Origin of the sequence: Paractinoplanes deccanensis (assembly GCF_016862115.1) — a bacterium.
Lineage (GTDB): Bacteria > Actinomycetota > Actinomycetes > Mycobacteriales > Micromonosporaceae > Actinoplanes > Actinoplanes deccanensis.
In genome coordinates, this window is sequence record NZ_BOMI01000070.1 from 76,309 (window position 1) to 89,117 (window position 12,809).

Annotated in this window: 17 protein-coding genes; 13 read left to right on the plus strand and 4 right to left on the minus strand. The window is 72.7% G+C overall.

What is annotated here, in order from left to right; all coding sequences use genetic code 11:
- The first annotated feature begins 33 nt into the window (after positions 1–33).
- Positions 34–1,392: a Pup--protein ligase gene (gene pafA / locus Ade02nite_RS19040; protein WP_203379869.1), complete on the plus strand. Its 1,359-nt coding sequence runs from the start codon at positions 34–36 to the stop codon at positions 1,390–1,392.
- Positions 1,393–1,415: 23 nt separating this feature from the next.
- Complete coding sequence (locus tag Ade02nite_RS19045; RefSeq protein ID WP_203765041.1) at positions 1,416–1,568, plus strand: hypothetical protein; 153 nt, start codon at positions 1,416–1,418, stop codon at positions 1,566–1,568.
- On the opposite strand, the gene Ade02nite_RS19050 is transcribed toward Ade02nite_RS19045, so the two are convergent.
- Entirely contained in the window at positions 1,565–2,419 is an 855-nt protein-coding gene (locus Ade02nite_RS19050; RefSeq protein WP_239168874.1) for an RNA polymerase subunit sigma-70, read from the minus strand. The genes Ade02nite_RS19045 and Ade02nite_RS19050 overlap by 4 nt on opposite strands.
- An 82-nt stretch (positions 2,420–2,501) precedes the next feature.
- Between Ade02nite_RS19050 and Ade02nite_RS19055 the strand changes: the two genes are divergently transcribed.
- The 3 genes from Ade02nite_RS19055 (at position 2,502) to Ade02nite_RS19065 (ending at position 4,306) form a co-directional block, all read left to right on the plus strand.
- Complete coding sequence (locus tag Ade02nite_RS19055) at positions 2,502–2,858, plus strand: nuclear transport factor 2 family protein (RefSeq protein WP_203765044.1); 357 nt, start codon at positions 2,502–2,504, stop codon at positions 2,856–2,858.
- Positions 2,859–2,929: 71 nt separating this feature from the next.
- Entirely contained in the window at positions 2,930–3,442 is a 513-nt protein-coding gene (locus Ade02nite_RS19060) for a flavoprotein (RefSeq protein WP_203765047.1), read from the plus strand.
- Between the two features lie 15 nt (positions 3,443–3,457).
- Positions 3,458–4,306 carry an AraC family transcriptional regulator gene (locus tag Ade02nite_RS19065; protein WP_203765048.1) on the plus strand — a complete coding sequence of 283 codons (849 nt, stop codon included), beginning with the start codon at positions 3,458–3,460 and terminating at the stop codon, positions 4,304–4,306.
- Positions 4,307–4,454: 148 nt separating this feature from the next.
- Here the strand turns inward: Ade02nite_RS19065 and Ade02nite_RS19070 are convergent, their stop codons facing one another.
- A complete protein-coding gene (locus Ade02nite_RS19070) occupies positions 4,455–4,856 on the minus strand; it encodes a DUF4362 domain-containing protein (protein ID WP_203765050.1) in 402 nt (133 codons plus the stop codon).
- A gap of 55 nt (positions 4,857–4,911) precedes the next feature.
- Between Ade02nite_RS19070 and Ade02nite_RS19075 the strand changes: the two genes are divergently transcribed.
- The gene (locus Ade02nite_RS19075) at positions 4,912–5,559 is read left to right on the plus strand and encodes an O-methyltransferase (protein WP_203765052.1); all 648 of its coding nucleotides are present in this window, start codon (positions 4,912–4,914) and stop codon (positions 5,557–5,559) included.
- On the opposite strand, the gene Ade02nite_RS19080 is transcribed toward Ade02nite_RS19075, so the two are convergent.
- Both Ade02nite_RS19080 and Ade02nite_RS19085 read right to left on the minus strand, forming a co-directional pair.
- The gene (locus Ade02nite_RS19080; RefSeq protein WP_203765055.1) at positions 5,515–6,621 is read right to left on the minus strand and encodes a DUF3866 family protein; all 1,107 of its coding nucleotides are present in this window, start codon (positions 6,619–6,621) and stop codon (positions 5,515–5,517) included. The two genes, Ade02nite_RS19075 and Ade02nite_RS19080, sit on opposite strands and share 45 nt — an antisense overlap.
- Before the next feature lie 11 nt (positions 6,622–6,632).
- Positions 6,633–7,607, minus strand: a complete 975-nt coding sequence (locus tag Ade02nite_RS19085) for a cation diffusion facilitator family transporter (RefSeq protein WP_239168875.1) — start codon at positions 7,605–7,607, stop codon at positions 6,633–6,635.
- Positions 7,608–7,768: 161 nt separating this feature from the next.
- On the opposite strand from Ade02nite_RS19085, the gene Ade02nite_RS19090 reads away from it, so the two are divergent.
- The 7 genes from Ade02nite_RS19090 (at position 7,769) to Ade02nite_RS19120 (ending at position 12,722) form a co-directional block, all read left to right on the plus strand.
- Entirely contained in the window at positions 7,769–8,737 is a 969-nt protein-coding gene (locus Ade02nite_RS19090) for a helix-turn-helix transcriptional regulator (protein WP_203765071.1), read from the plus strand.
- Positions 8,734–9,693: a helix-turn-helix transcriptional regulator gene (locus tag Ade02nite_RS19095; RefSeq protein ID WP_203765079.1), complete on the plus strand. Its 960-nt coding sequence runs from the start codon at positions 8,734–8,736 to the stop codon at positions 9,691–9,693. Before Ade02nite_RS19090 ends, Ade02nite_RS19095 begins: the two co-directional genes overlap by 4 nt.
- Before the next feature lie 15 nt (positions 9,694–9,708).
- Positions 9,709–9,948 carry a hypothetical protein gene (locus Ade02nite_RS19100; RefSeq protein WP_203765128.1) on the plus strand — a complete coding sequence of 80 codons (240 nt, stop codon included), beginning with the start codon at positions 9,709–9,711 and terminating at the stop codon, positions 9,946–9,948.
- Between the two features lie 162 nt (positions 9,949–10,110).
- The gene (gene tatA / locus Ade02nite_RS19105; RefSeq protein WP_203765082.1) at positions 10,111–10,449 is read left to right on the plus strand and encodes a Sec-independent protein translocase subunit TatA; all 339 of its coding nucleotides are present in this window, start codon (positions 10,111–10,113) and stop codon (positions 10,447–10,449) included.
- Positions 10,450–10,458: 9 nt separating this feature from the next.
- Positions 10,459–11,424, plus strand: coding sequence for a twin-arginine translocase subunit TatC (gene tatC / locus Ade02nite_RS19110; protein ID WP_203765090.1), 966 nt, complete (start codon positions 10,459–10,461; stop codon positions 11,422–11,424).
- Positions 11,425–11,442: 18 nt separating this feature from the next.
- A complete protein-coding gene (locus tag Ade02nite_RS19115; RefSeq protein WP_203765091.1) occupies positions 11,443–12,339 on the plus strand; it encodes a diacylglycerol kinase family protein in 897 nt (298 codons plus the stop codon).
- 41 nt (positions 12,340–12,380) lie between these two features.
- Positions 12,381–12,722 carry a hypothetical protein gene (locus Ade02nite_RS19120; RefSeq protein ID WP_203765092.1) on the plus strand — a complete coding sequence of 114 codons (342 nt, stop codon included), beginning with the start codon at positions 12,381–12,383 and terminating at the stop codon, positions 12,720–12,722.
- The last annotated feature ends 87 nt before the right edge of the window (positions 12,723–12,809 follow it).

Consider the following 12,809-nt stretch of genomic DNA (forward strand, 5'->3'; position numbering starts at 1 on the left):
CCATCGGGTGGCCGATGAGGCTAATGTTTCGTCATGGAACGGCGAATTTTCGGCCTCGAGACCGAGTACGGAGTCACGTGCACCTACCGGGGGCAGCGGCGGCTGTCTCCGGACGAAGTGGCCCGCTACCTGTTCCGCCGAGTGGTGTCCTGGGGACGCAGCAGCAACGTCTTTCTCCGCAACGGCGCCCGCCTCTACCTGGATGTCGGTTCCCACCCCGAGTACGCGACCCCCGAGTGCGACTCCGTCACCGACCTGGTCGCCCACGACCGCGCGGGTGAGCGGATCCTGGAAGGCCTGCTCGTCGACGCCGAGAAACGGCTGCACGACGAGGGCATCGCGGGGGAGATCTACCTGTTCAAGAACAACACCGATTCCGCCGGCAACTCGTACGGCTGCCACGAGAACTATCTCGTGTCGCGGCACGGCGAGTTCGGGCGGCTCGCCGACGTCCTGATCCCGTTCCTCGTGACCCGCCAGCTGATCTGCGGCGCCGGCAAGGTGCTCCAGACGCCGCGCGGGGCCGTGTTCTGCCTGTCGCAGCGCGCCGAGCACATCTGGGAGGGCGTCTCCAGCGCCACCACCCGGTCCCGGCCGATCATCAACACCCGCGACGAGCCGCACGCGGACGCGGAGCGCTACCGCCGCCTCCACGTGATCGTCGGCGACTCGAACATGAACGAGGTCACCACGCTGCTCAAGGTCGGCAGCGCCGACATCGTGCTGCGGATGATCGAGGCCGGCGTGGTGATGCGCGACCTGTCCCTGGAGAACCCGATCCGGGCGATCCGCGAGGTCAGCCACGACGTCACCGGCCGCCGCAAGATCCGCCTGGCGAACAACAAGGAGGTCAGCGCCCTCGAGATCCAGCAGGAGTACCTGGCCAAGGCCACCGAGTTCGTCGAGCGCCGCGGCGGCGACCAGACCGCCAAGCGCGTCGTCGAGCTGTGGGGCCGGGTGCTCAACGCGATCGAGTCGGGCGACCTCGACCCGGTCTCCCGCGAGATCGACTGGGTGTCGAAGTACAAGCTGATCGAGCGCTACCAGGCCAAGCACGAGATCCCGATGAGCCACCCGCGCATCGCCCAGCTCGACCTGGCGTACCACGACGTGCGGCGTGGCCGCGGCCTCTACGCGTTGATGGAGAAGCGCAAGCAGGTCGACCGCATCTCCAACGACCTGGAGATCTTCGAGGCCAAGGAGACCCCGCCGCAGACGACGCGGGCCCGCCTGCGCGGCGAGTTCATCCGGCACGCCCAGGAGAAGCGGCGCGACTTCACCGTCGACTGGGTGCACCTCAAGCTCAACGACCAGGCCCAGCGGACCGTCCTGTGCAAGGACCCCTTCCGGGCGTACGACGAACGCGTCGAGCGGCTGATCGCCAGCATGTGACGTGCGGTTATGGTGGTCGGGCCATGGAGCCCGACCGCCTACGCCGCAAGCGTGACCGCATCCGCGCCGAGATCCGGCGCAACCGCGAGGGCGGCCACCGCGTCCCCACGTGGGTGCTGGCGGCGATCCTCGCGCTGGTGCTGGCCGGGTGGCTCGTCCTGATCGTGACGAGTTAGAAGCGGCCGGCCAGCGCCGGGTCGTGGAAGCGGGCGATCGCCGCGATGCGACCGTCGCGCACGGTCAGCACGATCACGCCGGCGAAGGCACCGTCCAGCGAGGCGGCGAAGGCGGGCTGCGTGTTCGCGCGGGCCGGCCGCAACGCCGGGGCGCGCTCGCTCGCGTACGCGAAGCTGGTCCGCAAGAACGCGGCCACGGCCGCCCTGCCGTGATACTCGTGCGGGGCCGGCGGCATGCTCAGCCAGGCGTCGTCGGTCAGCAGCGCCACCACCCCGTCGACGTCCCCGGTCGTGAACGCCTCGGCGAACCGCTTCGAGACCGCCGTGTCGGTCTCCGCCGGACGGCGAACGGCGCCGGTCCGGGCGCGCTGGAGCAGGCCCTTCACCACGGTCTCGGTCACGCCGAGCATCTCGGCGACCTCGGCACCGGTGAAGCCCAGGACGTCGCGCAGGATCAGCGCGGCGGCCTGCCGCGGCGGCATCCGCTGCAGGGCGGCGACGAAGGCGAGCTCCACCGCCTCGACCGTCTCCGCCCGGGCCTCCGGCAGCAGCGCGTCCGGGAACGGCTGCAACCAGGTGATCTCGCCGTGGCCGGTCGGCTCCGGCAGCTCGAACGGCGCCACCGGCGCGGGCGGCCTGGACCGCAGGGTGGTGAGGCAGCGGTTGGTGGCGATCCGGTAGAGCCACGTCCGCAGCGACGAGCGGCCCTCGAAGCCGGGCAGGCCGCGCCACGCCGCGAGCAGCGTCTCCTGGGTCGCGTCCTCGGCGTCGGTGAGCGAGCCCAGCATCCGGTAGCAGTGCAGCCGCAGCTCCCGCTCGTACGCGCGGGTCAGCTCCCCGAAGTCGTCCACCGGGAAATCTTGCCATCGACCGTTCCGATCCGGGCGCCGCGCGTGTCCACCCAGGCAGACCCTCGACCAAGGAGATGCCACCATGAGCCTCGCGCTGCGGACCGCCCTCGCCTACCACGAGTCCTGGAAGGCCGGTGACCTGGACCGGGCCATGACCTACATCGCCGGTGACATCGTCTGCGACGCCCCGGCCGGCCGGCTGACCGGCGCCGGCGCCTACCGCGACTTCCTCACCCCGTACCTGCGGATGCTGAAGTCCGTGACGCTGCTGGCGGCCTTCGGCGACGACGAGAAGGCCCTGATCATGTACGACTCCGCGACGACGCTCGTCGCGTCCGCGCCCGGCGCCGAATGCGTGACCGTGCGCGACGGCACAATCGTCTACAGCCGCTTCCTGTTCGACCGGGCGCCGTTCATCGCCGCCCGGGCGGCCCAGTGACGGCACCCGATGTGCGCCGCCCGGCACTCGTGGTGTGCGGGCGGCCGCCCCGGCGCGGCGACCGTTGACGCATGACCAAGCTGCTCGTCGGGGCCTCCGGCTCCGCGTCCGTGGCCGGGCTGCCGGCCTACCTCACCGCCCTGCGCGACGACCTCGGCGCCACCGTCACCGTCGTGATGACCCACTCGGCGCGGCTCTTCCTGCCCGAGCAGACCGTCGGCCTGCACGCCGACCGGGTCGTCACCGGCGACGACCCCACCCGGTGGCCCACCGACAACCAGGCCGCCCTCGCCCTGTCGCACGACGCGATCCTGATCCTGCCCGCCACCGCCAACATGATCTCGGCCGCCGCGACCGGCGCCGCCCCGAACCTGCTCGCCGGCGTGATCCTCGCCGCCACCGCACCGGTCGTCTTCTTCCCGATGATGAGCCCCACGATGCTCGCCAAGCCGGTCGTCGGCCGCAACCTCGAACGCCTCCGCCAGGACGGGCACCGCGTCGTCGGCCCCGCCGTGGACGGCCCCGTCCCGGCCCTGCCGCCGCCCGCGGAAGTTGTCGCCGCAACCAAGGAGGCCCTCGGCTGACCCACAATCGGGGTCATGAAGTTCGGCGACTACCAGACGGCCATCACCCGCACCTTCGTCCCGCTGACCGCCGCGCCGCTGGGAACCGCCCCGTTCCGGGCCACCCTGCGCCCCGCCGGGGACGGCGACCTGCGCGTCACCACGGTCGCCGCCACCCCGCACCGGGTGCGCCGCACCGACGACACCGCCGAGGCGTACGCCCTGGCCACCATCCAGGTGAGCGGGCACAGCGAGGTGCGCCAGGACGGCCGAACCGCCCGCCTCGGCCCGGGTGACCTGGTCTTCTGCGACAGCACCCGGCCGTTCGGGTTCACCTTCCCCGACCCGTTCGAGCAGGTCGTCGTCCAGGTGCCCCGCCGACTCGTCGGGGAGACCGCGCTGCGCCGGGCCACCGCCGTACCGCTGGACGGCGCCGGGCCCGTCGCCGCGTTCTTCCGCGCCCTGGCCCCGGCGGTGCCCGCCCGGTACGTCCCGCACGGCATCGGGCTGCTGAGCGAGGCGCTGACCCTGGCCGCCGGGTCGACGCCGGCGCCCGGAGAGCTCGCACGCGAACGGGTCCGCGAGCATCTGCGCCGCTCGTTCCGGGACCCCGGTCTGGACGCGGACGCGGTGGCCCACGCATGCCACCTGTCGCGGCGGGCGCTGTTCCGGCTCTTCGCCGACGAGCCGGAGTCGTTCGCCGGCGAGCTCCGCCGCGTGCGCGTCACCGAGGCGGGACGGCTGCTGCGGCTCCATCCGCACCGGGCCGTGGCCGAGCTGGCGGCCGACTGCGGGTTCGGCGGGGAGACGCAGTTGCGGAGGGCCTTTCAGGCGGTCACGGGGATGACACCGGGGGCGTATCGGGCGGCGCGGGCGGGGTCTTGAGCGGGACCGGGCCGGCGGGCCGGCGGGCCGTAGCAGGGCCGGTGGCGTTGCTGTCCGCTCGATGCGGGCGGGACCGCCGATCCCTCGGATGCGACCGCGGCTGCTGCGGGCCGCACTGACCACCGGGCGACCGCGGAAAGAGGGCCTCCTACGAGGTGCAGCCGCTGAGTTCGAGCCCGTTGTCGCCCAGCCTCGCGTCCGTGCAGGTCTCCCGGGTGACCTCCTGGGGGCCGAAGCCGTCCGCTCGGGTGTCCTCGACGACCTCGATGGCGCCGTCGGGGCGGGTGGCGTAGGCGGTGATGATCGGGTCGCCCTCGACGGTCGAGCGGGTGACCTTCAGGCGGGCCACGGCACCCGTGCGCGCGGCGTCCAGCAGGCAGGTGCCCGCGTGGACGGGGAGGGCCTCGTGTTCCAGCACGTAGGTGCCGCAGTCGACGGACGCGTCCGCGGCGGCGGTGTCCGGCGGCTCGGCTTTCGCGCATCCGGCGAGCACCAGGGCGGTCATGAGAAGGCGAGGCAAAGCGCGCACGAACAGTCGGACGCTCGGCACGGGCTGACGGTTCCCGCTCTTGCGGCGGCGGGGGCGCAGGGTCGACGGTGGGGGCATGGCGGAAATCATCAGCGACGCGATCAGTGACTACCTGTTGGCGCACAGCACGGCCCGGGACGACGTGCTGCGGGACCTGGCGGAGGAGACCCGGCGGCTGTTCCCGGAGGACGCGGGCATGCAGATCACGCACGACGAGGGTGAGCTGCTCACCATGCTGGTGCGGCTGACCGGTGCGCGCTACGCGGTCGAGGTGGGCGTCTTCACCGGCTATTCGGGCATCTGCATCGCGCGGGGGCTGCCCAAGGACGGGCGGCTGATCTGCTGCGACGTGTCGGAGGAGTACACGGACGTGGCCCGGCGGTTCTGGGTGCGGGCGGCGGTGGACGAGCTGATCGATCTGCGGGTGGGGCCGGCGATCGAGACGCTGCGGCGGCTGCCGGGCGAGGCGGAGATCGACTTCGCGTTCGTGGACGCGGACAAGACCGGCTATCCGGGCTACTACGACGAGTTGCTGCCGCGGCTGCGGCCCGGTGGGCTCATGGTGCTGGACAACACGCTGCGCGGGGGGAACGTGCTCGACCCGCGGCAGCCGTCGGACGTGGTGGTGCGTGACCTGAACGACCGGATCGTGGCCGACGAGCGGGTGGAGACCGTGCTGCTACCGGTCCGCGACGGGGTCACCCTCGTGCGCAAGCTCGGCTAGCAGGCCCGCGGCGTGCCGGCCGGCGGCCGCGGCGGCCAGGAAGTACGTGTGGTCCTCGTCCAGGGTGCGGCCCATGGTCGACAGGGGGACGGGGGAGGCGCGCAGCGCCTCGTCGAGGCCGCCGACCGGCACGGGCACGAGGCGGTGGCGCGCGGTCAGCGGCTCCAGGGCCGCCAGCAGGGCGGGGTCGAGGCCGTCCGGCACGGGCAGGTCGGCGGGGAGCAGAGCCACTTTGCCGTACGCCGTGAGGCTGTGATGGGAGACGCCGTGGTGCCGGGCGCGGCCGTCGCCGGTGGACAGGCGCAGCGAGCCGACGGGCCGGCCGCCGAGCGTGCCGATCGCGTTGACGGCCTCGCCGAGCGCGACGCCGGAGAAGCCCCAGGCGGTGCCCGTGCCCAGGTTGCCGGGGCCCTGGGCGACGACCGTGACGTCCGCGCCGAGCACGTGCCGCGCGGCCAGCAGCCCGGTGTGCACGGTGCCGGCCTCCAGGTCGCCGCCGAACGCCTGGCCGGTGGTGACCGTGCCGGCGAGCTCGCCGGAGAGGCCGTCGAGCGTGCGCGAGAACCATGCGGGCAGCGCCCCGCCGTCCGTCATCACGTACGCCACCTTGGCGGTTGCCCGTGTCGCCCGGATGCCGGCCAGGATCGCCGGGAGCGCCGAGTGCAGGTCGGCCGTGACCACCGGCATGCCGTCCAGCGACGTCGCGGCCGCCATGACCGCGCGGTGCGGGGACGCCTCCTCGTCGACGCCGAGGCCGATGACCTGCAGCGGCGTGTAGCGGGCCTTGACCAGGTGGCCGGCGTCGCGGGTGGTGCCGTCGGCGACCGGGTCGGGCGGCAGCCGGTCGGGCAGCGCGACGACCAGCGCGTACCCGCCGGTGCCCAGGCCCATCACCAGGGCGCCGACGTTGAGCAGCACCCGGTCGCCGATCTCGGGCAGACCGACGAGCTGGGGGTACGCGAGCGCGCGCACCGGCCCGTCGCCGGTCAGCACGGACAGCTCCACGGCGCCGCGCCACTGACGTCGTACCGCCTGAACTGTCCCTGACCGCCACCGCACCATGGCGACAGACCCTATCCGTCGACCCCGCCGTCGATGTGGTTGCGTCCGGCCGCGCCGCGGGTCGGGTCGAGGAAGACGTAGCGGATGCCGGGGAAGCGGGCGCGCAGGCGGCGCTCGGCCTCGTCGGAGGCGGCCTCGATGTCGGCGCCGGTGCAGTCGTCCCGGAAGTCGACCTTGGCGGCGACCAGGATGTCGCCGGGGCCGAGCTGCATGGTCAGCAGCGTGGGCACGGCCACCACGATCGGGATCGCGTTGAGGTCGGCGGCGATCTGGTTGTGCACCTGGCGCGGCACGGCCCGGCCGACCAGCAGCGACGCGTTGCTCTTGGCGAGGATCGCGGCCACCAGGAACAGCAGCACGCCGATCGCCACCGAGGCGAGACCGTCCCACATCTCGTCGCCGGTGAGCTGCGACAGGGCGAGGCCGGCGCCGGCCAGCAGCAGGCCGATCAGGGCGGCCGAGTCCTCGAAGTAGACGGCCTTGACCGTGGTGTCGGGGGTCAGCCGCAGGAACCGCCACGAGCTGATGCCCCAGCGCATCGACTCGCCGGCCACCTGGCGGCGCGCCCGCAGGAACGAGATGCCCTCGGCGACGAACGAGACGGCCAGGACGATGTACGACCAGAGGTAGTTCCCGCTGTGCTCACCCTCGATGATCGTCATGACCCCGTGGTAGATCGAGAAGCCGGCGCCGCCCACGAAGGTGAACAGCGCGGCGATGAAGGCCCAGACGTAGCCCTCCTTGCCGTAGCCGAACGGGTGCTCCTCGTCGGCCGGCTGGGCGCCGCGGCGCAGCGCGACGAAGAGGAACACCTCGGTGATCGTGTCGGCCAGCGAGTGTGCGGACTCCGAGATCATCGCGGCGGAGCCGGAGATCAGGCCGGCCACCAGCTTCGCGGCGGCGATGCCCAGATTGGCCGCGCCGGCGACGATGACGGTGCCGACGCTCTCATTCTCCGGTTCTTCGGACTTGTGGGGCGAATCGATCGGATTGAGCGGTTCGGCGGCGGCCAGGCCCACCGGGAACTGCTCGTCTGGGGTCTGTGCGGGACTCACCCTGTGCATCCTCTCCTCCCGGCGGCCGGCGGAAACCCCGGGGGAGTAGCGCGTACGTCACCCCGCCGTCCGTCCTGCTAGCGTTGCCAATCGTGTCGCGGACCCGCACCGAGCGCCTGGTGAATCTGGTGATCTGCCTGCTGTCCACCCGCAGGTTCCTGACCGCCGCCCAGATCGCCGCGACCGTGCCCGGCTACGAGCACGACCCCGAGGACCCGCGCGACCACGAGGCCTTCCAGCGCAAGTTCGAGCGCGACAAGGCCGAGCTGCGCGAGCTCGGCGTGCCGCTCGAGACGGGCACGGCCAGCGTCTTCGACCAGGAGCCCGGCTACCGCATCGCCCACCGCGAGTACGCGCTGCCGGACATCCTGCTGGAGCCCGACGAGGCGGCCGCCGTCGGCATCGCCGCCCGGCTGTGGCAGCACGCGGGCCTCGCGGCCGCCGCCTCCTCGGGGCTGGCCAAGTTGCGCGCCGCCGGCGTCGAGGTCGACCCGCAGGCGACGCTCGGCGTCGAGCCGATCGTCACGGTGGACCCCGCCTTCGGGCCGCTCGCCGCGGCCGCCCGCGACCGCCGGGCGGTGACGTTCTCGTACAGGGTGCCCGAGGTCGACGACCCCGCCACCCGGCGCCTGGAGCCCTGGGGCGTGGTGTGCTGGCGCGGCCGGTGGTACGTGGTGGGCCACGACCGCGACCGCGGCGCCACCCGCTGCTTCCGGCTGTCGCGCATCGTCGGCGCGGTGCGCCCGGTCGGCCGCGCCGAGGCCTTCGTCCCGCCCGAGAACGTCGACCTGATCAGCCACGTCGCCAAGTGGTCCGGCCCGGTCGCGCACAACGGCCGCGCCACCGTCGTGGTCAAGCAGGGCCGCGGCGCCATGCTGCGCCGCTGGGCCACCGACACGGTCCCCGGCCCCGACGGCGACCGGCTGACCATCCCGTACGGCGACGCCGAGTACCTCGCCTCGAAGCTGGTCGGCTACGGGCCGGACGTCAAGGTCGAGGGGCCGCCCGAGGTGCGCGAAGCCGTCATCCAGCGCCTGAAGGAAGTGGTGGCACGGTCATGACAGGGCCACGACCGACCGGCGACCGGCTGGGCCGGCTGCTCAACCTCGTCCCGTACCTCCTGGCCCGCCCCGGCATCCTGGTGGCCGAGGCGGCCGCCGACTTCGGCGTGACCGAGAAGACGCTGCGCGAGGACCTGGAGCTGCTCTGGGTCTGCGGGCTGCCCGGCTACGGGCCCGGCGACCTGATCGACATGGCGCTCGACGACACCACGGTCACGATCAGCCACGACGCGGGCATCGACCGGCCGCTGCGGCTCACCCAGGACGAGGCGCTGGCCCTGGTGGTGGCGCTGCGGATGCTTGCCGAGACACCCGGCACCGGCAACCGCGACGTCATCGAGCGCGCCCTCGCCAAGATCGAGACGGCGGCCGGTGACCAGGCCGACGCGCCCGTGGCCGTGCGCCTGCCGGGCAACGAGAAGCGGCTCGACGAGTTCCGGGCGGTCGTCGAGCGCGGGCACGCGCTGCGGATGACGTACTACACCGCCGCCCGCGACGAGACCACCGAGCGGGTCGTCGACCCGATGCGCATGGTGATGGTCGACGGCCGCGCCTACCTGGAGGCCTGGTGCCGGCGCGCCGAGGGCACGCGGCTGTTCCGCGTCGACCGCATCGACGCGTACGAGGAGCTCGCCGAGCCGTCGCTGCCGCCCGAGGAGGCCGTGCCGCACGACGTCAGCGAGGGCGTCTTCCGGCCCGGCCCGGAGCTGCAGCTCGTGACGCTGCGGGTGGGCCGCGGCAGCCGGTGGATCACCGAGTACTACCCGGTCGAGGAGGTCACCCGGGCCGGCGACGAGTGGGTGGTGACCATGCGGGTCACCGACCTGGGCTGGGCCCAGCGCCTGCTGCTCGGCCTCGGGCCCGACGTGACGGTGCTCGGGCCGCCGGAGCTGCTCACCCGGATTCACGACCAGGCCACGGCCGCGCTGGATCAGTACAGCACGCCCGGCCGGTAGGGTGACCCGGTGCTGATGTGGATCTGGATCGCCGTGGTGGCGGTCGCGCTGGTCATTCTCGGCGTCGCGGGCGGGCGGCTGCTCGGCCGGCTGGGCGGGCTGCGCCGCGCGGCGGTGAAGCTGCAGCGCCGCCAGGCCGAGGCCGCGAAGCTCCAGCAGCGTGCCGAGGAGCTGCAGCGCACGGTGCTCGAGGTGCAGCAGCGGGCCGAGGAGGCGCAGGAGCGCGTCGCGGCCCTTCTTCCCGACCGCAAGTAACCTTTACAGATCTGTACCGCGGAGGTAGCGTCCGCGTTCCTTCCCCGTTGTCCAAGACTTCCGGAGATCTTGCCAAATCCCGGGGGTCCGCTGGGGTTCTTCCCCAGATTTGACACGTACGATGGACCCCGCACACCTGATCCGACCGACTGGAGTTAACCCATGGGCGCCCTCAAGCCATGGCACATCATCGTTTTCGTGGTCGTCCTCGTGCTGCTGTTCGGCGCGAAGCGCCTGCCGGACGCGGCCCGGTCCCTGGGCCGGTCGCTGCGGATCATCAAGGCCGAGACCAAGGGCCTCGTCGACGACAACAACGACGTCGCCGAAAAGGCCGAGCCGCAGTACAGCCGCCAGCCCATCCAGGGCGAGGTGCAGCAGCCCTACCAGCAGCCGCAGCCGGGCTACCAGCAGCCGCCGGCCGCGCCGGGCTACCAGCAGCAGCCGCAGCAGCCGCCCGCGCAGCCGTACGTCGACCCGGTGCAGCGCACCAACGACCGCTGACAGCCGGTCATGCAGCTGACCCTGCGCCGCAACAAGGGGCCTAGCAAGTTCCAGCAGGCGGCCGACGGCTCGATGACCCTGATCGACCACATCAGGGAGTTGCGCAACAGGCTCTTCGTCGCCTCGCTGGGCCTCGTCGCCGGTCTCATCGTCGGCTTCATCCTCTCCAAGTGGGTGTTCCACCTGCTCGAGGAGCCCTACTGCCGGCTGCCCAGCTCGCAGTCGGTGCGCGCCGACGGCACGCAATACTGCGACTGGATCGTCCTCGGCGTCGGCGACCAGCTCCTGCTCCGCCTCAAGATCGCGCTGTGGGTCGGCATCATCGTCGGCGCGCCGGTCTGGCTCTACCAGCTCTGGGCGTTCATCGCTCCGGGCCTGCACCGGCACGAGCGCAAGTGGGCGTACGTGTTCGTGGCGATCTCCGTGCCGCTGTTCGTGGCCGGCGCGGTCCTGGCCTACCTGGTGGTCGGCCACAGCCTCGAATTCATCATGGAGTCCGGTGTTCTCGGCGAGAGCACCAAGCTGGAAGTCTCGTCGTACGTCGGCTTCGTGACGAACATGCTGTTGATCTTCGGGGCGGCGTTCGAGTTCCCGTTGATCCTGCTGATGCTCAACTTCACCGGCGTGGTGACGGCCCGCAGGCTGGCCGGCTGGTGGCGGATCGTGGTGTTCCTGTCGTTCGCCTTCGCGGCGATCGCGACGCCCGACCCCGGCCCGTTCGGCATGACGCTGCTCGCCGCCTGCATGGTCCTGCTCTACTGGATCGCCGTCGGCGTGGCGTTCCTCAACGACAAGCGCAAGGGCCGCGGCAAGGAGATCTACGCCGACCTGGACGACGACCAGATCTCCCCGCTCGAGGACGACCGCGTGCCGGTCGGCGCGTCCGACCCGATCGAGGCACCGACCCCGATCGAGGCACCCGCGCCCGTCGCCAAGCCCCGCCCGCTGGACGGCAGGTTCGACGACATCTCCTAGCGGCTACGCTCCTCGGCTGTGACGAGCAACGAGATCGCGGTGCTGGCCAACCCCTCCGCGGGGCGAGGCCGGCACCGCGATCTGCTTCCCCGGGTGCTGCGCACTCTGTCGTCCGCCGGCCAGGTGCGCGTCCTCGAGGCGCACAGCGGCGCCTCGGCCGAGCAGGCGTGCCACGCGGCCGTGCGGGCCGGGGCGGCGGCCCTGGTCGCGGTCGGCGGCGACGGCACGGTCCACCGGGCGCTCCAGGCGGTCGCGGGCGCGTCCACGGCGTTCGGCGTGGTGCCCGCCGGCACGGGCAACGACTTCGCGGCCGGCACCGGCGTCCCCCCTGATGTGTTCGACGCCGCCACGGCGATCGCCGCAGCCCTGCGGGACGGCCGGGACATCAGGGTCGACCTCGCCCGGATGGAGCTCGCCGGGGGAGAGGTCCGCTGGTTCGGCGCGGTGCTCGCCGGCGGCTTCGACGCCCTGGTCAACGAGCGCGCCAACCGCATGGCCTGGCCGCGCGGCCCCAGACGCTACGACCTGGCGATCCTGCTGGAGCTGGCCCGGCTGCGCCCCCGCGTCTACGAGCTGGAGATCGACGGCGCCGACCACGGCTTCACCGGCATGCTGGTCGCCGTCGGCAACTGCGAGAGCTACGGCGGCGGCATGCGCATCCTGCCCGGCGCCGACCCCTGCGACGGCCTGCTCGACGTGGTGGTGGCCGTGCCCTTCGGGCGCCTGGCCCTGGCCCGGCTCAAGCCCCGCCTGAACCGCGGCACCCACATCACCGACAGGCGCGTCCGGACATTTCGGGCATCTCACGTGAGGCTGCGCTCCGAGGACATCATCGGCTACGCGGACGGCGAGCGGGTCGGCCCCCTGAAGCTCGACATTACGTGTGTGCCGGGTGCAGTCCGGTTGCTCCGCTAGCCCCACGATCAGATTCCCGCCCCGCGGCCGAACGGGAAAGCATGCAGATGACCTCGCTCAGCTCGCTCGCCTCCGCCGCCTTCAAGAGCGCCCGCGACAGCCTGAAGGACATGGCGGAGACCGCGGCCGCCCAGTCGAAGGCCGCCGCGGAGCAGCGAGCCGCGGGCGCCTCCGAGGCCGCTGCGCCTGCTACCACGCCCGCTGCGCCCGCTACCGCGCCCGCCACTTCGCCCGCTGCCGCCGAGGCGCCCGCGCCGAAGCCCGCGAGCGAGAAGCCGGCTCTGGGCGCCATCGAGCAGGCCGTCGCCGACCGCGAGGCCGCGGGCACTGAGCCGAAGCCGCGCAAGCTGCGCCAAGGGCTGGCCCTCGACGCCTACGCGTAGCCCACCAGGCCCACCAGGCCCACCAGGCCCACCAGGCCCACCAGGCCCACCAGGCCCACCAGGCCCACCAGGCCCACCAGGCCCACC

Bases quoted from the DNA above. Each gene is read 5' to 3' on its own strand.
- pafA (WP_203379869.1), top strand. From the start codon at position 34: ATGGAACGGCGAATTTTCGGCCTCGAGACCGAGTACGGAGTCACGTGC.
- Ade02nite_RS19045 (WP_203765041.1), top strand. From the start codon at position 1,416: ATGGAGCCCGACCGCCTACGCCGCAAGCGTGACCGCATCCGCGCCGAG.
- Ade02nite_RS19055 (WP_203765044.1), top strand. From the start codon at position 2,502: ATGAGCCTCGCGCTGCGGACCGCCCTCGCCTACCACGAGTCCTGGAAG.
- Ade02nite_RS19060 (WP_203765047.1), top strand. From the start codon at position 2,930: ATGACCAAGCTGCTCGTCGGGGCCTCCGGCTCCGCGTCCGTGGCCGGG.
- Ade02nite_RS19065 (WP_203765048.1), top strand. From the start codon at position 3,458: ATGAAGTTCGGCGACTACCAGACGGCCATCACCCGCACCTTCGTCCCG.
- Ade02nite_RS19075 (WP_203765052.1), top strand. From the start codon at position 4,912: ATGGCGGAAATCATCAGCGACGCGATCAGTGACTACCTGTTGGCGCAC.
- Ade02nite_RS19080 (WP_203765055.1), bottom strand. From the start codon at position 6,621: ATGGTGCGGTGGCGGTCAGGGACAGTTCAGGCGGTACGACGTCAGTGG.
- Ade02nite_RS19095 (WP_203765079.1), top strand. From the start codon at position 8,734: ATGACAGGGCCACGACCGACCGGCGACCGGCTGGGCCGGCTGCTCAAC.
- Ade02nite_RS19100 (WP_203765128.1), top strand. From the start codon at position 9,709: ATGTGGATCTGGATCGCCGTGGTGGCGGTCGCGCTGGTCATTCTCGGC.
- tatA (WP_203765082.1), top strand. From the start codon at position 10,111: ATGGGCGCCCTCAAGCCATGGCACATCATCGTTTTCGTGGTCGTCCTC.
- tatC (WP_203765090.1), top strand. From the start codon at position 10,459: ATGCAGCTGACCCTGCGCCGCAACAAGGGGCCTAGCAAGTTCCAGCAG.
- Ade02nite_RS19120 (WP_203765092.1), top strand. From the start codon at position 12,381: ATGCAGATGACCTCGCTCAGCTCGCTCGCCTCCGCCGCCTTCAAGAGC.